Source organism: Pseudomonas sp. R4-15 (assembly GCF_055768815.1).
Map to the genome: position 1 here is coordinate 3,492,992 of NZ_CM147293.1, position 18,491 is coordinate 3,511,482.

15 protein-coding genes, 2 tRNA genes and 3 rRNA genes are annotated in these 18,491 nt (G+C 59.7%); 11 read left to right on the forward strand and 9 right to left on the reverse strand.

Annotated features, from left to right (window positions below):
* Positions 1-60 precede the first annotated feature (60 nt).
* The 5 genes from minD to lpcA all read left to right on the forward strand — a co-directional run bounded on the left by minD (position 61) and on the right by lpcA (position 3,792).
* The gene (gene minD / locus ACYRGX_RS16635) at positions 61-876 is read left to right on the forward strand and encodes a septum site-determining protein MinD (RefSeq protein ID WP_473053564.1); all 816 of its coding nucleotides are present in this window, start codon (positions 61-63) and stop codon (positions 874-876) included.
* Positions 873-1,127: a cell division topological specificity factor MinE gene (gene minE / locus ACYRGX_RS16640; protein WP_473053565.1), complete on the forward strand. Its 255-nt coding sequence runs from the start codon at positions 873-875 to the stop codon at positions 1,125-1,127. The genes minD and minE overlap by 4 nt, the downstream gene beginning before the upstream one ends.
* A 66-nt stretch (positions 1,128-1,193) precedes the next feature.
* A complete protein-coding gene (locus tag ACYRGX_RS16645) occupies positions 1,194-1,829 on the forward strand; it encodes an RluA family pseudouridine synthase (RefSeq protein ID WP_473053566.1) in 636 nt (211 codons plus the stop codon).
* A gap of 70 nt (positions 1,830-1,899) precedes the next feature.
* Entirely contained in the window at positions 1,900-3,189 is a 1,290-nt protein-coding gene (locus ACYRGX_RS16650) for a M18 family aminopeptidase (protein WP_473053567.1), read from the forward strand.
* 15 nt (positions 3,190-3,204) lie between these two features.
* Positions 3,205-3,792, forward strand: a complete 588-nt coding sequence (lpcA, locus tag ACYRGX_RS16655; protein ID WP_473053568.1) for a D-sedoheptulose 7-phosphate isomerase — start codon at positions 3,205-3,207, stop codon at positions 3,790-3,792.
* Positions 3,793-3,796: 4 nt separating this feature from the next.
* Here lpcA and ACYRGX_RS16660 read toward each other — a convergent pair whose 3' ends face one another.
* The gene (locus ACYRGX_RS16660) at positions 3,797-4,510 is read right to left on the reverse strand and encodes a UTRA domain-containing protein (protein ID WP_473053569.1); all 714 of its coding nucleotides are present in this window, start codon (positions 4,508-4,510) and stop codon (positions 3,797-3,799) included.
* Between the two features lie 264 nt (positions 4,511-4,774).
* Between ACYRGX_RS16660 and ACYRGX_RS16665 the strand changes: the two genes are divergently transcribed.
* Genes ACYRGX_RS16665 through ACYRGX_RS16690 form a run of 6 tightly spaced genes read left to right on the forward strand, consistent with a single transcriptional unit; the run spans position 4,775 to position 9,974 of the window.
* On the forward strand, positions 4,775-5,827 hold the full coding sequence (locus ACYRGX_RS16665) for an ABC transporter substrate-binding protein (protein WP_473053570.1): 1,053 nt from the start codon (positions 4,775-4,777) through the stop codon (positions 5,825-5,827).
* Between the two features lie 51 nt (positions 5,828-5,878).
* Positions 5,879-6,685 (forward strand): alkaline phosphatase family protein, encoded by an 807-nt coding sequence (locus ACYRGX_RS16670; protein ID WP_473053571.1) that lies wholly within the window; start codon positions 5,879-5,881, stop codon positions 6,683-6,685.
* Positions 6,682-7,539 carry an ABC transporter permease gene (locus tag ACYRGX_RS16675; protein WP_473053572.1) on the forward strand — a complete coding sequence of 286 codons (858 nt, stop codon included), beginning with the start codon at positions 6,682-6,684 and terminating at the stop codon, positions 7,537-7,539. The genes ACYRGX_RS16670 and ACYRGX_RS16675 overlap by 4 nt, the downstream gene beginning before the upstream one ends.
* Positions 7,526-8,338, forward strand: coding sequence for an ABC transporter permease (locus ACYRGX_RS16680; protein ID WP_473053573.1), 813 nt, complete (start codon positions 7,526-7,528; stop codon positions 8,336-8,338). The genes ACYRGX_RS16675 and ACYRGX_RS16680 overlap by 14 nt, the downstream gene beginning before the upstream one ends.
* Entirely contained in the window at positions 8,335-9,321 is a 987-nt protein-coding gene (locus ACYRGX_RS16685) for an ABC transporter ATP-binding protein (RefSeq protein ID WP_473053574.1), read from the forward strand. The genes ACYRGX_RS16680 and ACYRGX_RS16685 overlap by 4 nt, the downstream gene beginning before the upstream one ends.
* Positions 9,321-9,974 (forward strand): HAD family hydrolase, encoded by a 654-nt coding sequence (locus tag ACYRGX_RS16690; protein ID WP_473053575.1) that lies wholly within the window; start codon positions 9,321-9,323, stop codon positions 9,972-9,974. Before ACYRGX_RS16685 ends, ACYRGX_RS16690 begins: the two co-directional genes overlap by 1 nt.
* 18 nt (positions 9,975-9,992) lie before the next feature.
* Here ACYRGX_RS16690 and ACYRGX_RS16695 read toward each other — a convergent pair whose 3' ends face one another.
* The 8 genes from ACYRGX_RS16695 to ACYRGX_RS16730 all read right to left on the reverse strand — a co-directional run bounded on the left by ACYRGX_RS16695 (position 9,993) and on the right by ACYRGX_RS16730 (position 18,391).
* Positions 9,993-10,463: a DUF6515 family protein gene (locus ACYRGX_RS16695; protein ID WP_473053576.1), complete on the reverse strand. Its 471-nt coding sequence runs from the start codon at positions 10,461-10,463 to the stop codon at positions 9,993-9,995.
* A gap of 530 nt (positions 10,464-10,993) precedes the next feature.
* A 5S ribosomal RNA gene (gene rrf, locus ACYRGX_RS16700) occupies positions 10,994-11,109 on the reverse strand.
* 146 nt (positions 11,110-11,255) lie between these two features.
* A 23S ribosomal RNA gene (locus ACYRGX_RS16705) occupies positions 11,256-14,146 on the reverse strand.
* A 250-nt stretch (positions 14,147-14,396) separates the two neighbouring features.
* Positions 14,397-14,472, reverse strand: a tRNA-Ala gene (locus ACYRGX_RS16710).
* A gap of 6 nt (positions 14,473-14,478) precedes the next feature.
* Positions 14,479-14,555, reverse strand: a tRNA-Ile gene (locus tag ACYRGX_RS16715).
* Between the two features lie 95 nt (positions 14,556-14,650).
* Positions 14,651-16,187: ribosomal RNA gene (locus ACYRGX_RS16720) — 16S ribosomal RNA — on the reverse strand.
* Together the 16S, 23S and 5S rRNA genes with 2 tRNA genes alongside form the textbook arrangement of a ribosomal RNA operon.
* A gap of 501 nt (positions 16,188-16,688) precedes the next feature.
* Entirely contained in the window at positions 16,689-17,468 is a 780-nt protein-coding gene (locus ACYRGX_RS16725) for an ABC transporter permease (protein ID WP_473053577.1), read from the reverse strand.
* Positions 17,465-18,391: an ABC transporter ATP-binding protein gene (locus ACYRGX_RS16730; RefSeq protein WP_473053578.1), complete on the reverse strand. Its 927-nt coding sequence runs from the start codon at positions 18,389-18,391 to the stop codon at positions 17,465-17,467. The genes ACYRGX_RS16725 and ACYRGX_RS16730 overlap by 4 nt, the downstream gene beginning before the upstream one ends.
* Between the last annotated feature and the right edge of the window lie 100 nt (positions 18,392-18,491).

The window sequence follows — 18,491 nt, forward strand, 5'->3', positions numbered from 1 at the left end:
CTGAAGGCGTCCCGTCCGTGCTGTCGGATGCCGATCTTTATTTCTTTGGGGTGAATCATCTTGGCCAAGATCCTCGTAGTCACATCCGGCAAAGGCGGCGTCGGCAAGACCACCACCAGCGCCGCCCTCGGTACCGGCCTCGCCCTGCGCGGGCACAAGACCGTCATCGTCGACTTCGACGTCGGCCTGCGGAACCTCGACCTGATCATGGGCTGCGAACGCCGCGTGGTGTACGACTTCGTCAACGTCATCAACGGTGAGGCCAGCCTTGGCCAGGCACTGATCAAGGACAAGCGCCTGGAAAACCTCTACGTGCTTGCCGCGAGCCAGACCCGCGACAAGGACGCGCTGACCCTGGAAGGCGTGGGCAAGGTCATCGATGAACTCGCACAAACCTTCGAATACGTGATCTGCGACTCCCCTGCCGGCATCGAAAAAGGCGCGCACCTGGCCATGTACTTCGCCGACGAGGCGATCGTGGTCACCAACCCTGAAGTCTCCTCGGTGCGTGACTCGGACCGTATGCTCGGCCTGCTGGCCAGCAAGTCCCGACGCGCCGAGAACGGCCAGGACGCGATCAAGGAGCATCTGCTGCTCACCCGCTACAACCCTGAGCGCGTGTCCAAGGGCGAGATGCTCGGCGTCGAAGACGTCGAGGAAATCCTCTCCATCCGCCTGCTCGGCGTGATCCCCGAATCCCAGGCGGTGCTCAAGGCGTCCAACCAGGGTATCCCGGTGATCCTCGATGACCAGAGCGATGCGGGCCAAGCCTACAGCGATGCGGTCGACCGCCTGCTCGGCAAGGACGTCGCGCACCGCTTCCTCGACGTGAAAAAGCAGGGCTTCCTGCAACGCCTGTTCGGAGGTCGCGAATGAATATTTTTGAGTTCTTCCGCGAGCGCAAGAAGACCACGCCGGCTTCCATCGCGAAAGAGCGTCTACAGATCATCGTTGCCCACGAACGTGGCCAGCGCACCCAGCCCGACTACCTGCCCGCCCTGCAGAAGGAGCTGGTGGAAGTCATCCGCAAGTACGTGAACATCGAGCAGGACCAGGTCCAGGTCGCTCTCGAGGACCAGGGCGGATGCTCGATCCTCGAGCTCAACGTCACGCTGCCGGATCGCTGAGCGCCCTACCGAGCCCATGCGGCGGCCGATTGGCCGCCGTTGTTTTTTCCAGCCCCAGAACGCCCCATGCCGCTTTCGCAGATCGAATTCATCCACGTGGACGACGCCCTGTTGGTCCTCTCCAAGCCGACGCTGCTGCTCTCGGTACCCGGCCGCGCCGAGGACAACCGCGACTGCCTGGTGACCCGCCTGCAGGAGAATGGCTATCCCGAGGCGCGCATCGTCCATCGCCTGGACTGGGAGACCTCGGGGCTGATCGTCCTCGCGCGGGATGCCGACAGCCATCGCGAACTCTCCCGGCAATTCCACGATCGCGAGACGGAGAAGGCCTACACCGCCCTGTGCTGGGGAGAACCGGAAACCGACAGCGGACGTATCGAACTGCCGCTGCGCTACGATCCACCGACCAAACCGCGGCATGTGGTGGACCACGAGCAAGGCAAGCACGCGCTGACCTTCTGGCGCGTGCTGGAACGCCACGGCGATCACGCCCGGGTCGAGCTGACCCCGGTCACCGGCCGCTCGCACCAACTACGCGTACACATGCTCTCCATCGGCCATCCGCTGCTGGGCGACGGCCTGTACGCCAATCCCGAAGCGCTCGCCCTACGTCCACGCCTGTGCCTGCACGCCAGCATGCTCGCGCTCACCCACCCGCTCAGCGGCGAGCGTCTGCGCTTCACCAGCCCGGCGCCCTTCTGAGCGGCGATTGGAACTGCGGGCGATCCCCCGGGTGCGCTAGACTGGCGCCATTGCTGTAGTGGAGCCCCCCATGCGTGACGAGTTGAACCAGGGCCTGATCGATTTCCTCGGGTCCTCCCCCACCCCTTTCCACGCCACCCGCAGCCTGGCGCTGCGCCTGGAAGCGGCAGGTTACCAGCCGCTGGACGAACGCGAACCCTGGCGCCTGGACGCCGGCGGCCGCTACTACGTGACCCGTAACGACTCCTCGCTGATCGCCTTCCGTCTCGGCCGCCGCCCGCTCGCCGAGGCGGGTCTGCGGTTGGTCGGCGCGCATACCGACAGCCCCTGTCTGCGCGTCAAACCGCATCCCGAGATCCAGCGCCAGGGATTTCTGCAGCTAGGCGTGGAAGTCTACGGCGGCGCGCTGCTGGCGCCCTGGTTCGACCGCGACCTGTCGCTGGCCGGTCGTGTGACCTACCGCACCGCGGGCCGCGTAGAAAGCCAACTGATCGACTTCCGCGCGCCTATCGCGGTGATCCCCAATCTGGCCATCCACCTCAATCGCGAAGCCAATCAGGGCTGGGCGATCAACGCGCAGAACGAACTGCCTCCGATCCTCGCGCAGCTACCCGGCGATGAGCCCGTGGACTTCCGCGGCCTGCTCGCCGAGCAGTTGGCTGCGGAGCACGGCCTCGCCGCCGACAGCGTGCTGGACTTCGAGCTGTCGTTCTACGACACCCAGCCGGCGGCACGCATCGGCCTGCACGGCGACTTCATCGCCGGTGCCCGCCTGGATAATCTGCTCTCGTGCTATGCCGGCCTTAGCGCGCTGCTCGGTGGCGATGGCGAAGAGAGCTGCCTGCTGGTCTGCACTGACCACGAGGAAGTCGGTTCCGCCTCCTGCTGCGGCGCCGATGGTCCGCTGCTCGAGGATGTGCTGCAACGCCTGCTGCCCAACCCTGAGGATCGCGTGCGCTGCGTGCAACGCTCGTTGCTGGTTTCCGCCGACAACGCCCACGCCGTACACCCCAACTACGCGAGCAAGCACGACAGCAATCACGGCCCCAAGCTCAACGCCGGACCGGTGATCAAGATCAACAGCAACCAGCGCTACGCCACCAGCAGCGAGACGGCCGGATTCTTCCGCCATCTGTGCCTGGAGAACGAGGTGCCGGTGCAGAGTTTCGTGACCCGCAGCGACATGGGTTGCGGCTCGACCATCGGACCGATCACCGCCAGTCGTGTCGGTGTCCGCACCGTCGATATCGGCCTGCCGACCTTCGCCATGCATTCGATCCGCGAGCTGGCCGGCAGCCATGACCTGGCGCACCTGGTGAAGGTGCTGGCAGCGTTCTATGCCAGCCATGACCTGCCCTGATACGAGGAGCCGCTCTTGATCGAGCACATTCGCAACAGCCTCGAAGAGGCCCAGCGCGCGCTGGCCGCTTTTCTCGCCAACGAACGCAACCTGCGCGACATCGAGCAGGCCGGCGAGTTGCTGGTCGCCAGCTTCCGCCAGCGCGGCCGTGCGTTCTCCTGCGGCAACGGCGGCTCCATGTGCGATGCGATGCACTTCGCCGAGGAGCTCACCGGCCGCTACCGCAAGAATCGCCCCGGCATCGCCGCCGTCTCGATCAGCGATCCGAGCCACATCAGTTGCGTGGCCAACGACTTCGGCTACGAGTACATCTTCTCGCGCTACGTCGAGTCCCATGGCCGTGAAGGCGACGTACTGCTGGCCATCAGTACCAGCGGCAAGAGCCCCAATGTGATGCGCGCCGCCGAAGCGGCGCGAGCACTGGGCATGAAGGTCATCGCCCTCACCGGTAAAGCCGGCTCGCCGCTGCAGGCGCTGGCGGACGTGTGCATCAGCGCGCCGGGAGGCGATTTCGCCGACCGCACCCAGGAGTTGCACATCAAGGTCATCCATATCCTCATGGAGCTGGTCGAGCGGCAGCTGTCGCCGGAAAACTACGCCTGAGGCCCTAAGGCACCTCCACGCAGACGTGGATGGCGTCCTGGCGCCAGTACTCGATATCACAGTCGATGATCCGATCATGCTGGTCGCGATTGATCCGCACGATGCGTAGCGCCGGGCTACCGTTGGCGACATTGAGCGCCAGCGCGGCTTCTGCGGTAAGTACGCAGGGCAGCATGTCGAAGCGTACGCGGCCATAGCGGATGCCGTATTCGCTGGCGTACAACTCGGTCAGCGAGTGATTCAGGTCGAACTCCAGCAGCCCGGGAAAATACGCCGGGTTGAGGTAGTGCTCGACATACAGCACCAGTCGTTCGTCGACCCGCCGTGCGCGACGAATCTGCATCACCTGGGACAGGGCCGCCAGCTCCAGACGCTGGCAGATCTGCGCGCTGGCCGGCATCAACCTCGCTGACAGCACCTGAGTCTGCGGCCGCCTTCCTTGGGCCAGGACCATCGCATCGAAGTGACTGCGCACCAGCGGGTTGTAGTCGATTCGCTGCGGAGAGACGAACCAACCGCGCCGCTCCTCCCGGTAGATCAGCCCTTGGGCCTCCAGTTGCCCCAATGCCTCGCGCAGGGTGATGCGGGTGGTATCGAAGACCTCGCTCAGGCGCCGCTCGGCGGCGAGTCGGCTACCCGGCGCGAGCAGGCCGCAGGCGATCTGTTCCTGCAAGGCTTCGCAGATGGCAGTCACTGCGCGCATGGGCGTGTTTCGCATCAAGATGAACCCTCTGGTCTAGTCCAGCACCATTGCGGCGCAGAAAACAGCAAGAACTCGACGTCGCAGGCTAGCCATCGGAGATGACGCCTGGATGACACGCAGGACTGCATGCCCCGTGCCATGCGGCTTTTGCACGCTGCCACGAGGGCTTTTCCGTCCTGCTGGCGGAGATTGGACATCAAACTGTCACCTCGCCTCGCTAGCTTGGCCTGGGTCTTGCTGACCTAGACCAGATTTCCACGAGCACATGAGGAGCTTGGAATGAAACGCCTGCTACTGGCTTCATTGATGGGATCGGCCATTGCCCTGGGCAACACCGCACTGGCTCAGACGGATGTCGCAGCGCTGGAGAAATCTGCGCGCGCCGAAGGTGAGGTGAACAGCGTCGGTATGCCCGACAGCTGGGCCAACTGGAAGGACACCTGGAAGGACCTGGGGGAAAAATACGGTCTCAAGCACATGGACACCGACATGAGCTCGGCCCAGGAGATCGCCAAGTTCGCCGCGGAAAAGGACAACGCCAGCGCAGATATCGGCGACGTGGGCGCCGCCTTCGGACCGATTGCCGTGCAGCAGGGCGTGACCCAGCCCTACAAACCGTCGACCTGGGAACAGATTCCCGCCTGGGCGAAGGATGCCGACGGCCACTGGATGCTCGCCTACACCGGCTCCATTGCGTTCATCGTCAACAAGCAACTGGTCAAGGACGTTCCCACCTCCTGGGCCGACCTGCGCAAGGGCAGCTACAAGGTCGCCATTGGTGACGTCAGCGCGGCCGCCCAGGCGGTCAATGGGGTGCTCGCGGCGGCCATCGCCAATGGCGGCGACGAGAAGAACATCCAGCCCGGCCTGGACTTCTTCGCCGATATCGCCGAGCAGGGGCGCCTGTCGCTGTCCAACCCGACCATCCAGACGCTGGAGCGTGGGGAAGTCGAGGTCGGTATCGTCTGGGACTTCAACGGCCTGAACTATCGCCAGCAGATCGACCCTTCCCGCTTCGAGGTGTTGATCCCGTCCGACGGCTCGGTGATCTCCGGCTACACGACCATCATCAACAAGTACGCCAAGCATCCCAACGCCGCCAAGCTGGCACGCGAGTACATTCTCAGCGACGCGGGGCAGATCAACCTGGCCCGCGGCTTCGCCCGGCCGATTCGTGCCGAGCACCTGAGCCTGCCCGAGGACGTGAAGTCCATGCTGCTGCCCAACGAGCAGTACGCCAAGGTCAAGCCCATCGAGGACGCCAAGGCGTGGGAGGCGACCTCCAAGGCGCTTCCGCAACAATGGCAGGAAAACGTCATCATCAACATGTGACGCACCAGGCGGGAGTGCGCTGCACTCCCGCCGGTACGCTTTGGAGCGAGCATGTCCCGCAAAGTCGTACTGGTAGTGCTCGATGGGCTCGCCGCCCCGGTGGCGCAGCACGCAATGGGCCACCTGATCGCCTGGTGCGAAGCGGGCCGCGCAGCGCGTTATCAGTTGGAGTGCGCCCTGCCGGCGGTCTCCCGTCCGCTCTATGAATGCATCCTGAGCGGCGTCGAGCCCATCGATAGCGGCATCGTGCACAACGGCATTTCACGCCTGTCGCGGGAGCGCAGCCTGTTCCACCTGGCACGCGAAGCCGGCAAGACTACCGCCGCCGCGGCTTATCACTGGGTCAGCGAGTTGTACAACCGCAGTCCTTTCGAGGCGGTGCGCGACCGCCACACCCATGCCCCGGAACTGCCGATTCAGTACGGCCACTTCTACTACGAAGACCACTATCCGGACTCTCACCTGTTCGTCGATGCGGAGAGCTTGCGTCGACGCCACGCGCCAGACCTGCTGCTGGTGCATCCAATGAATATCGACGATGCCGGGCATCGCCATGGCATCGATTCCGCGCAGTACCGCAATGCCGCGCGACGTGCCGACCTGCTGCTGGCCGATCACCTGCAAGACTGGCTGGACGACGGCTACCAGGTACTGGTGACGGCCGACCACGGGATGAATGCGGACCGCTCGCATAACGGCATTCTGCCCGAGGAGCGGCAGGTGCCCCTGTTCGTCATCGGCGACGCCTTCAGCCTGGACGTCCAGGCGCGACCACGGCAACGGGAGCTGTGCGGCACCTGCTGCGAGCTCCTGGGCATTGCCCATGAGAAACCCTTCTGCCGGGAGTTGCTGGCATGAACGATAGCCACCGCCAATCACGGCCGAGGCAGTGGCCCGCCCTGCTCTGCCTGCTGCCTTTCCTGGTGTTCTTCGCCGCCTTCCAGGTCGCCCCACTGGTCTGGGTAGCCGTGCATAGCCTGGACGTCGGCGGGCAATGGAGCCTGGGTAACTTTACCAAGGTGTTCTCCTCACGTTTCTATCGCCAGGCCATCCAGCACAGCCTGGAGGTAGCCTGGTGGTCGAGCCTGCTGGGGCTGGCGATTGCCCTGGTCGGCAGCTATTCGCTGCGCCAGGTCGACTCCCGGCTACGCGACTTCGTCGCTGCCTTCGCCAACATGACGAGCAACTTCGCCGGTGTGCCCCTGGCCTTCGCCTTCGTCATCCTGCTCGGATTCAACGGTGCGCTGACGCTGCTGTTGCGCCAGGCCGGCCTGCTGGAGGACTTCAATCTCTACTCCAAGGGCGGACTGATCGTCATCTACACCTACTTCCAGATTCCACTCGGCGTCCTGCTGCTGTACCCGGCCTTCGATGCCCTGCGCGAAGACTGGCGGGAATCCGCAGCCCTGCTGGGTGCGGGTAACTGGCACTACTGGCGACACATTGGCCTGCCGGTGCTGATGCCGGCGATCATCGGGACCTTCGTGATCCTGCTGGCCAATGCGCTTGGCGCCTACGCAACGGTCTACGCATTGACCACCGGCAACTTCAACATCATGCCGATACGCATTGCCTCGCTGGTCTCGGGAGACATCAATCTGGATCCGAACCTTGGCGGCGCACTGGCCATGGTGCTGGTCGGCATGATGGTGGTCATCACCCTGGTCCACCAATGGATCCTGCGCAGGAGCTATCAACATGCGGCCCGCTGAGCGCCTCTATCACCGCTGCGTGGTATGGGTGCTGTTCCTCGTACTGCTCACCCCGCTGGCGGCCACCCTGCTCTACTCGCTGGCTACCAGTTGGTCGGCCAGCGTTCTGCCCGACGGCCTGACCCTCGACTGGTACCTGCAACTGTGGAGCGAGCCTCGCTTCCTGCAGGCCTTTGCCCAGTCATTGCTGGTGTGCTTTGCCGCACTGGCGCTTTCGTTGCTGCTCATCCTGCCGCTGATATTCGTGGTGCATTACTACTTCCCACGGCTCGACGCCGTGATGAACATTCTGATCCTGCTGCCGTTCGCCATCCCGCCCGTGGTGTCTTCGGTGGGACTGCTGCAGATCTATGGCTCGGGCCCGCTGGCGATGGTTGGAACGCCCTGGATCCTGATCGGCTGCTACTTCACCATCGCGTTGCCGTTCATGTACCGCGCCCTGGGTAACAATCTGCAAGCCATCAACCTGCGTGATCTGATGGATGCGGCGCAGATGCTCGGTGCCAGCGTTCCACGCGCAGCACTGTGCGTGCTGCTGCCGAACCTGCGCAAAGGATTGATGGTGTCGGTGTTTCTCTCCTTCAGCTTCCTCTTCGGGGAGTTCGTCTTCGCCAACCTGCTGGTCGGAACGCGCTACGAAACACTGCAGGTCTACCTCTTCACCTTGCGCAATGGCAGCGGCCATCTGAGCAGCGCGCTGGTGGTCTCCTACTTCTTCTTCGTGCTGGTTTTCACCTGGCTCGCCAATCGGCTCAACCGAGATCCGATCGCCGTCGTCATCCATGAGGATTCCCAATGAGTTACCTCAGCATCCAAGGGCTGCACAAGAGCTACGGCGCCACCCAGGTGTTCAGCGATATCGACTGCGAGATCGAGCGTGGTGAATTCATCACCCTGCTCGGGCCGTCCGGCTGCGGAAAATCCACTCTGCTGCGCTGCATTGCAGGACTAACCAGCGTCGACGGCGGCCAGATCCTTCTCGAGGGCGAACCCTTGCTTCCGTTGGCGCCGCAGAAACGCGGCATTGGCATGGTCTTCCAGAGCTATGCCCTTTTTCCCAACATGAGCGTGGCGCAAAACGTCGGCTTCGGCTTGCGGATGCAAAAGGTCGCCGCAGGCGAGCTGTCCAAGCGCGTCGATGAAGCCCTGCAACTGGTAGAACTGGAAGGCTACGCCAGTCGCTACCCTTCGCAACTCTCCGGCGGACAATGCCAGCGCGTTGCTCTCGCCCGCTCTCTGGTCACGCGGCCACGCCTGCTGCTGCTCGACGAGCCGCTCTCGGCTCTCGACGCCCGCATTCGCAAGCACCTGCGCGAACAGATCCGGCGTATCCAGCAGGAGCTGCAACTGACCACGCTCTTCGTGACCCACGACCAGGAGGAGGCACTGACGCTTTCCGACCGAATCTTCCTGATGAACGCGGGGCGGATCGTGCAGAGCGGTGACGCGGAAACCCTCTACACCGCTCCGGCGGACGCCTTCGCTGCAGGCTTCGTCGGCAATTACAACCTACTCGATGCCGAGAGCGCCGGGCGCTTGCTGCAACGCTTCTTCTCCGGCCAGGTCGCCATACGTCCAGAGGCCATACGCATCACCGAACAAGGCATTCCGGGTGAAATAAAGAGCCATAGCCTGCTCGGCAATGTCGTCCGCTATCGGGTTGAGGCACTGGGCATCGAGTTGCTGGTGGATGCGTTGAATCGCTCACCCGCTGAGCTTTTGCCACGCGGCCAGCGTGTGGCACTGGAGATCGATCCCGCAGCACTGTGCGAGGTAGCCTGATGGCATTGGCGCTGTTCGACCTGGACGACACGTTGATAGAAGGTGACTGCGCCGTCCTCTGGAGCCACGAGATGGCGGAACTGGGCTGGGTCGAGCCGGAGACCTTCCTGCGCAAGGACCGGGAACTGATGGCCGAGTACGCCTCAGGTCGCCTGGCGATGGAAGACTACATGGCCTTCAGCCTGGAACCCCTGGCCGGCCGGTCCCTGCAGCACGTGAAGGAGGCTGTCGCCTCCTTCGTCGAGCGGCGGATAGCCGGACGGATACGAAACAAAGCGCGCGAATGCGTCGACACCCATCGTCAACGGGGTGATCGGCTGCTCGCAATCTCCGCATCGGCTAACTTCCTGGTGGAGCCCATAGTGGCGTTGCTCGGCATCCACGAAGCGCTCGCGATAGAGGTGGAACTGGCGGATGGTCAACTCACGGGAAGGTCCAGCGGCGTATTGACCTACCGCGAAGGCAAGGTCACCCGCCTTCGGGAGTGGCTGCTACGGGAACATCTCGATCTGGAGGGCGCGCACTTCTACTCGGACTCACGCAATGACCTGCCCTTACTGAAGCAGGTGCCCCATCCTCACCCGGTGAATCCAGATCCTCACCTACGCGCTCATGCCGAGCAGCAACGCTGGGAGATTCTGGACTGGAGCTAGGCGAGGGCCACTGAAGCCCTAGCGCACGCTATAGCCACGCCCGCTTAGGCAGGCAGCCATTGCCCGCTGATAACGCTGTGGCCCTTCACCACCCGCAAAGCGTGATGCGGCGGGATCGTAACCAGACTGCTCCACGGCCCAGCGATGGCATTGATAGCGATCGAAGTCCTGTCTCGTCTGATCCTGACCTTGCATCGGATAGGCCATCAACTCGCCGGTATCAGCTACCGTCTCGTAAGGAGATGTCACGACCTCATATTGAGCCTCACGGGGACTCCACAGGTAATAAGTCCCGGCAGCCAAGTAGTAGGTGGTTCCAGCAATCCAGAGGCGCTCGGCATAGGGCGGCAAAACGCGGACACGCAATCCTGGCGGCACAGAGGTAACGGCATAACCGCCACCCCGCGGGACGTACCAATAACCGTCCGAGAAGTAGTAATAGCTGCCCCGATGGAAGATTCGCTGATAGCCAGGGGGAAGATGAGCCACGGGCCAATCAGGTCGATAACTCCCAGGCCGCTCATGGCTCAACGGGTAATGCTCGGGCTGCCAGTTGCGACTGGGTCTCGTGATCTGAGGGGCAGGAGGCCGAATGACAGAAGCTCCCCACCCGCTGCCTACGGCGCCCTGAGGTGCCCGCCCCGGCCCCGGATTATGCGATGGCCGGCCTTGGTAGTGCGATGCGCCCCTGTCAGGAGGGCTAGCTGGCCGGGCAGCAGACGCCGGAGGTGGAGAATGGATTGCCCCAGGGGATACCGAGTCCAAACCCCGAGCATATCCATTCCCCCCGTAGAGACAGAGAATCGACAGCGTGGCGTAAGCCACAGACTTCAACGAAGCGGGCATTGCAGTCACCAACCTTCAGGCACGACAGCGAACGTTCGCGCGAGTTCAGCTTGGACCACGATCAAGAAAGAATGTCGCACGAAGGATGCAAAATGAGAACGACCAAATTTTCTGCCGCCCAAAAAGACCAAACCCCAGCCTGATAGCTCAGGCTGGGGTTTGGCGGGATAGAAGCTTGACGATGACCTACTCTCACATGGAGAAGCTCCACACTACCATCGGCGATATGTCGTTTCACTACTGAGTTCGGGATGGGATCAGGTGGTTCCAACACTCTATGGTCGTCAAGCAATGGGGTTGGGGTATCGTGGTTTAGACGCGACCCCAAAACGGGTTTGTGATAGTGCTTTTTTGCGAATTCATGCGTGAACTTTCGGTTCACATCGACTTCACCACCACCCTCTGCAGCTAGGCCACAGATTGTTTGGGTGTTATATGGTCAAGCCTCACGGGCAATTAGTACAGGTTAGCTCAACGCCTCACAACGCTTACACACCCTGCCTATCAACGTCGTAGTCTCCGACGGCCCTTTAGGGAGCTCGAGGCTCCAGTGAGATCTCATCTTGAGGCAAGTTTCCCGCTTAGATGCTTTCAGCGGTTATCTCTTCCGAACATAGCTACCCGGCAATGCCACTGGCGTGACAACCGGAACACCAGAGGTTCGTCCAACCCGGTCCTCTCGTACTAAGGTCAGCCCCTCTCAAATCTCAAACGTCCACGGCAGATAGGGACCGAACTGTCTCACGACGTTCTAAACCCAGCTCGCGTACCACTTTAAATGGCGAACAGCCATACCCTTGGGACCGGCTTCAGCCCCAGGATGTGATGAGCCGACATCGAGGTGCCAAACACCGCCGTCGATATGAACTCTTGGGCGGTATCAGCCTGTTATCCCCGGAGTACCTTTTATCCGTTGAGCGATGGCCCTTCCATACAGAACCACCGGATCACTAAGACCTACTTTCGTACCTGCTCGACGTGTCTGTCTCGCAGTCAAGCGCGCTTTTGCCTTTATACTCTGCGACCGATTTCCGACCGGTCTGAGCGCACCTTCGTACTCCTCCGTTACTCTTTAGGAGGAGACCGCCCCAGTCAAACTGCCCACCATACACTGTCCTCGCTCCGGATAACGGAGCAGAGTTAGAACCTCAAGCATGCCAGGGTGGTATTTCAAGGATGGCTCCACGCAGACTAGCGTCCACGTTTCAAAGCCTCCCACCTATCCTACACAAGCAGGCTCAAAGTCCAGTGCAAAGCTACAGTAAAGGTTCACGGGGTCTTTCCGTCTAGCCGCGGATACACTGCATCTTCACAGCGATTTCAATTTCACTGAGTCTCGGGTGGAGACAGCGCCGCCATCGTTACGCCATTCGTGCAGGTCGGAACTTACCCGACAAGGAATTTCGCTACCTTAGGACCGTTATAGTTACGGCCGCCGTTTACCGGGGCTTCGATCAAGAGCTTCGCTTGCGCTAACCCCATCAATTAACCTTCCGGCACCGGGCAGGCGTCACACCCTATACGTCCACTTTCGTGTTTGCAGAGTGCTGTGTTTTTAATAAACAGTCGCAGCGGCCTGGTATCTTCGACCGGCATGAGCTTACGGGGTAAACCCTTCACCCTCACCGGCGCACCTTCTCCCGAAGTTACGGTGCCATTTTGCCTAGTTCCTTCACCCGAGTTCTCTCAAGCGCCTTGGTATTCTCTACCCGACCACCTGTGTCGGTTTGGGGTACGGTTCCTAGTTACCTGAAGCTTAGAGGCTTTTCCTGGAAGCAGGGCATCAACCACTTCGCGCTCTAAAGAGCACTCGTCATCAGTTCTCGGCCTTAAGATCCCGGATTTACCTAAGATCTCAGCCTACTACCTTAAACACGGACAACCAACGCCGTGCTGGCCTAGCCTTCTCCGTCCCCCCATCGCAGTAACTAGAAGTACGGGAATATTGACCCGTTTCCCATCGACTACGCATTTCTGCCTCGCCTTAGGGGCCGACTCACCCTGCGTCGATTAACGTTGCGCAGGAACCCTTGGTCTTTCGGCGTGGGTGTTTTTCACACCCATTGTCGTTACTCATGTCAGCATTCGCACTTCTGATACCTCCAGCAAGCTTCTCAACTCACCTTCACAGGCTTACAGAACGCTCCTCTACCGCTCATCCAGAGGATGAACCCGTAGCTTCGGTACCTGGTTTGAGCCCCGTTACATCTTCCGCGCAGGCCGACTCGACTAGTGAGCTATTACGCTTTCTTTAAAGGATGGCTGCTTCTAAGCCAACCTCCTAGCTGTCTGAGCCTTCCCACATCGTTTCCCACTTAACCAGGATTTTGGGACCTTAGCTGACGGTCTGGGTTGTTTCCCTTTTCACGACGGACGTTAGCACCCGCCGTGTGTCTCCCGTGCTCGCACTTGCCGGTATTCGGAGTTTGCATCGGTTTGGTAAGTCGGGATGACCCCCTAGCCGAAACAGTGCTCTACCCCCAGCAGTGATACACGAGGCGCTACCTAAATAGCTTTCGAGGAGAACCAGCTATCTCCGAGCTTGATTAGCCTTTCACTCCGATCCACAAGTCATCCGCTACCTTTTCAACGGGAGTCGGTTCGGTCCTCCAGTCAGTGTTACCTAACCTTCAACCTGCTCATGGATAGATCGCCCGGTTTCGGGTCTATACCCAGCGACTAAACGCCCTATTAAGACTCGCTTTCGCTACGCCTCCCCTATACGGTTAAGCTCGCCACTGAATATAAGTCGCTGACCCATTATACAAAAGGTACGCAGTCACCTAACAAAGTAGGCTCCCACTGCTTGTACGCATACGGTTTCAGGTTCTATTTCACTCCCCTCTCCGGGGTTCTTTTCGCCTTTCCCTCACGGTACTGGTTCACTATCGGTCAGTCAGTAGTATTTAGCCTTGGAGGATGGTCCCCCCATCTTCAGACAACGTTTCACGTGCGCCGTCCTACTCGTTTTCACTTCAAGGACCCTTTCGTCTACGGGGCTATCACCCACTATGGCCGCACTTTCCAGAGCGTTCGACTAAAATCCAAGAAGCTTAAGGGCTGGTCCCCGTTCGCTCGCCACTACTAAGGGAATCTCGGTTGATTTCTTTTCCTCAGGGTACTTAGATGTTTCAGTTCCCCTGGTTCGCCTCTTACACCTATGTATTCAGTGTAAGATACCGATCTTATGATCGGTGGGTTTCCCCATTCAGATATCTCCGGATCAAAGTCTGTTTGCCGACTCCCCGAAGCTTTTCGCAGGCTACCACGTCTTTCATCGCCTCTGACTGCCAAGGCATCCACCGTATGCGCTTCTTCACTTGACCATATAACCCCAAGCAATCTGCCTCTCGGCACGCTCGGTATGGCGGTGAAGACGACATTCGCCGAAAATTCGCGCTTGAACTCGCAAATTTTACCTTGAGCTGTTCGATTGCAGTGAAAACAATCAAACAGTCACTTCTATCACAAACCCGAATTTTTAAAGAACAGTTCTGGCGCAAAGTCCAGAACTCAACACCCTTCCCTCTTCAGGAAAAGCGCTCAGTTCTGAGCTTTCGAAGCAATCGTGGTAAATGGTGGAGCCAAGGAGGATCGAACTCCTGACCTCCTGCGTGCAAAGCAGGCGCTCTCCCAGCTGAGCTATGGCCCCATCGATTGGTGGGTCTGGGCAGATTCGAACTGCCGACCTCACCCTTATCAGGGGTGCGCTCTAACCAACTGAGCTACAGACCCAATCGTTTACCGCTCGGGTCTATCAACCCAATCGCTTCTTCGTCAGTGAATCAAGCAATTCGTGTGGGTGCTTATGGCAAGGGAGATCTGTCGATTAAGGAGGTGATCCAGCCGCAGGTTCCCCTACGGCTACCTTGTTACGACTTCACCCCAGTCATGAATCACTCCGTGGTAACCGTCCCCCCGAAGGTTAGACTAGCTACTTCTGGAGCAACCCACTCCCATGGTGTGACGGGCGGTGTGTACAAGGCCCGGGAACGTATTCACCGTGACATTCTGATTCACGATTACTAGCGATTCCGACTTCACGCAGTCGAGTTGCAGACTGCGATCCGGACTACGATCGGTTTTATGGGATTGGCTCCACCTCGCGGCTTGGCAACCCTTTGTACCGACCATTGTAGCACGTGTGTAGCCCTGGCCGTAAGGGCCATGATGACTTGACGTCATCCCCACCTTCCTCCGGTTTGTCACCGGCAGTCTCCTTAGAGTGCCCACCATAACGTGCTGGTAACTAAGGACAAGGGTTGCGCTCGTTACGGGACTTAACCCAACATCTCACGACACGAGCTGACGACAGCCATGCAGCACCTGTGTCTGAGCTCCCGAAGGCACCAATCCATCTCTGGAAAGTTCTCAGCATGTCAAGGCCAGGTAAGGTTCTTCGCGTTGCTTCGAATTAAACCACATGCTCCACCGCTTGTGCGGGCCCCCGTCAATTCATTTGAGTTTTAACCTTGCGGCCGTACTCCCCAGGCGGTCGACTTAATGCGTTAGCTGCGCCACTAAAGTCTCAAGGACCCCAACGGCTAGTCGACATCGTTTACGGCGTGGACTACCAGGGTATCTAATCCTGTTTGCTCCCCACGCTTTCGCACCTCAGCGTCAGTGTTGGTCCAGGTGGTCGCCTTCGCCACTGGTGTTCCTTCCTATATCTACGCATTTCACCGCTACACAGGAAATTCCACCACCCTCTACCACACTCTAGTCAGCCAGTTTTGGAGGCAGTTCCCAGGTTGAGCCCGGGGATTTCACCTTCAACTTAACAAACCGCCTACGCGCGCTTTACGCCCAGTAATTCCGATTAACGCTTGCACCCTTCGTATTACCGCGGCTGCTGGCACGAAGTTAGCCGGTGCTTATTCTGTTGGTAACGTCAAAATTGCAGAGTATTAATCTACAACCCTTCCTCCCAACTTAAAGTGCTTTACAATCCGAAGACCTTCTTCACACACGCGGCATGGCTGGATCAGGCTTTCGCCCATTGTCCAATATTCCCCACTGCTGCCTCCCGTAGGAGTCTGGACCGTGTCTCAGTTCCAGTGTGACTGATCATCCTCTCAGACCAGTTACGGATCGTCGCCTAGGTGAGCCATTACCTCACCTACTAGCTAATCCGACCTAGGCTCATCTGATAGCGTGAGGTCCGAAGATCCCCCACTTTCTCCCGTAGGACGTATGCAGTATTAGCGTTCCTTTCGGAACGTTATCCCCCACTACCAGGCAGATTCCTAGGCATTACTCACCCGTCCGCCGCTGAATCCAGGAGCAAGCTCCCTTCATCCGCTCGACTTGCATGTGTTAGGCCTGCCGCCAGCGTTCAATCTGAGCCATGATCAAACTCTTCAGTTCAATACTGATCGGGTTTTGAGAAAACCCTAAACTTGGCTCAGCAATCGCAAAAAACTCTCGAATTCACGAGTGTTGCTTGTGATGCTGATAATCTTGCGATCTCAGTCTTAATCCACAAGCACCCACACGAATTGCTTGATTCAACTTGTTAAAGAGCGTTTCGGTCAGGCTTTCGTCTCAACCGAGGCCGCGCATTCTACAGCAGCCTTTCAATCTGTCAAGCAACTTTTCGAAAATTTCTTTTCTACTCAACCGCTTGGCGCTTACCGTGTTCGGAGAACCTCGTTAAGCGGGAGGCGAATTTTACAGCGAGCAATCTCGCTGTCAACTCCTTTTTCCTCCTCCTTCCAGCGCTTCGAGCCTGACGGCAGCACCGCCATTCTCGCACCTTCTTCACCGCTAACCCCTTGATTCTCAAGGCCTTTTCGGTGACGACTGCGCCGGAAGTGGTGCGCATTCTATAGCCTTTCCAATTCCGGTCAAGCGCTTTTTGGAGTTTTTTTACTGACGCATGCCCCGACCACTGACCAACAGGCGGATGCACACCAGATAGAGCGCGATCGCGGCGACGATCATGAATACCAGCGCGGTGGCAATGTCGATGTCCGACACGCCCAGGATGCCGTATCGGAACGCATTGATCATGTGCAGGATCGGGTTGATCAACGAGACCTTCTGCCAGAACTCCGGCAGCAGATGGACCGAATAGAAGACGCCCCCCAGGTAGGTAAGCGGCGTCAGCACGAAGTTGGGGACGATGGAGATATCGTCGAAATTGCGCGCGAACACCGCGTTGACGAAGCCACCCAGCGCAAAGATCGTCGCAGCCAGCACCACCACCACCAGCGTCACGCCCATGTGGTGCATGCTCAGATCGGTGAAGAACAGCGCCAGCACGCTGACGATGGCCGCCACCGCCAGACCACGCAGTACGCCCCCCAGGACAAAGCCGACAAGAATGGTGTGCGGGGACACCGGCGAGACCAGCAGTTCCTCCACCGAACGATGGAACTTGGCACCGAAGAAACTCGATACCACGTTCCCATAGGCGTTGGTGATCACCGACATCATGATCAGACCAGGGACGATGTACTGCATGTAGCTGAAGCCATCCATCTCGCCGACTCTCGACCCGATCAACCGGCCGAAGATGACGAAGTACAGCACCATGGTGATGGCTGGCGGCAGCAACGTCTGCGGCCAGATACGCAGGAAGCGTCGGACTTCCCGATAGACGATGGTATTCAGCGCGACCAGGTTGTTGCGCAATTCGCCACTCATGCGAGGTCCTCGTGTTTCTGGACCAGGGACACGAAGAGCTCCTCCAGTCGGTTGGTCTTGTTGCGCAGGCTCGCCACCTCGATCTGCTGCTGCGCCAATTGCGCGAACAGATCGGTCACACCCTGGCTTTTCTCCACCTGCACTTCCAGCGTCTGGGCGTCGACCAGCCTCGCCGGATATCCCTCGAGATGTGGCGGCACCAACTGAGCGTCACGCAGATCCAGCAGGAAGGTTTCCACGTGCAATTGCTTGAGCAACTCACGCATGCTGGTGTTCTGGACGATGCGTCCCTGGTCGATGATGCCGATGTTGCGGCACAGCTGTTCGGCCTCCTCCAGGTAGTGGGTCGTGAGGATGATGGTGATCCCCTCGCGATTAAGCTCCTGCAGGAAAGTCCACATGGATCGCCGCAGCTCGATGTCCACGCCAGCGGTAGGCTCATCCAGGATCAGCAGCCGCGGCTGATGTACCAGGGCCCTGGCAATCATCAGCCGGCGCTTCATGCCGCCGGAAAGCATGCGCGAAGGCACGTTGCGCTTCTCCCACAAGCCCAGCTGTGTCAGGTAGCGCTCAGCGCGCTCCTTGGCGATGCGAGCGGGAATCCCATAGTAACCCGCCTGGGTGACGACGATGTCGAAGGTCTTCTCGAACTGATTGAAGTTGAATTCCTGGGGCACGACGCCAAGACAGCGCTTGAGCGCCGCAGGATTGCGATCCAGGTCATTGCCGAAGACTTGAACCTGTCCGCCGCTCTTGTTGACCAGGGTGGAAAGGATGCCAATGGTGGTGGATTTGCCGGCCCCGTTGGGGCCCAGCAGGGCAAAGAAGTCGCCTTCGGCAACGTCCAGGTCGATGCCCTTGAGGGCCTGGAAGCCGTTGCCGTAGGTCTTGGTTAGCTGCCGGATGGACAGTGCAGAGCTCATGGAATACGTCTCGAATCAATAGGCGCTGCAACGTCACGATGCACGAGGCGGGGACTGCAGCGAAGCGACCGGTGTCCGGTTCGAAGGAGAAGGCTTGCGC

Excerpts from the sequence above, each read along its gene's own strand:
- ACYRGX_RS16725 (WP_473053577.1), bottom strand. The coding sequence starts at position 17,468 with ATGAGTGGCGAATTGCGCAACAACCTGGTCGCGCTGAATACCATCGTC.
- ACYRGX_RS16685 (WP_473053574.1), top strand. The coding sequence starts at position 8,335 with ATGAGTTACCTCAGCATCCAAGGGCTGCACAAGAGCTACGGCGCCACC.
- ACYRGX_RS16670 (WP_473053571.1), top strand. The coding sequence starts at position 5,879 with ATGTCCCGCAAAGTCGTACTGGTAGTGCTCGATGGGCTCGCCGCCCCG.
- ACYRGX_RS16690 (WP_473053575.1), top strand. The coding sequence starts at position 9,321 with ATGGCATTGGCGCTGTTCGACCTGGACGACACGTTGATAGAAGGTGAC.
- minE (WP_473053565.1), top strand. The coding sequence starts at position 873 with ATGAATATTTTTGAGTTCTTCCGCGAGCGCAAGAAGACCACGCCGGCT.
- ACYRGX_RS16680 (WP_473053573.1), top strand. The coding sequence starts at position 7,526 with ATGCGGCCCGCTGAGCGCCTCTATCACCGCTGCGTGGTATGGGTGCTG.
- ACYRGX_RS16645 (WP_473053566.1), top strand. The coding sequence starts at position 1,194 with ATGCCGCTTTCGCAGATCGAATTCATCCACGTGGACGACGCCCTGTTG.
- ACYRGX_RS16675 (WP_473053572.1), top strand. The coding sequence starts at position 6,682 with ATGAACGATAGCCACCGCCAATCACGGCCGAGGCAGTGGCCCGCCCTG.
- ACYRGX_RS16730 (WP_473053578.1), bottom strand. The coding sequence starts at position 18,391 with ATGAGCTCTGCACTGTCCATCCGGCAGCTAACCAAGACCTACGGCAAC.
- ACYRGX_RS16665 (WP_473053570.1), top strand. The coding sequence starts at position 4,775 with ATGAAACGCCTGCTACTGGCTTCATTGATGGGATCGGCCATTGCCCTG.
- ACYRGX_RS16660 (WP_473053569.1), bottom strand. The coding sequence starts at position 4,510 with ATGCGAAACACGCCCATGCGCGCAGTGACTGCCATCTGCGAAGCCTTG.
- ACYRGX_RS16650 (WP_473053567.1), top strand. The coding sequence starts at position 1,900 with ATGCGTGACGAGTTGAACCAGGGCCTGATCGATTTCCTCGGGTCCTCC.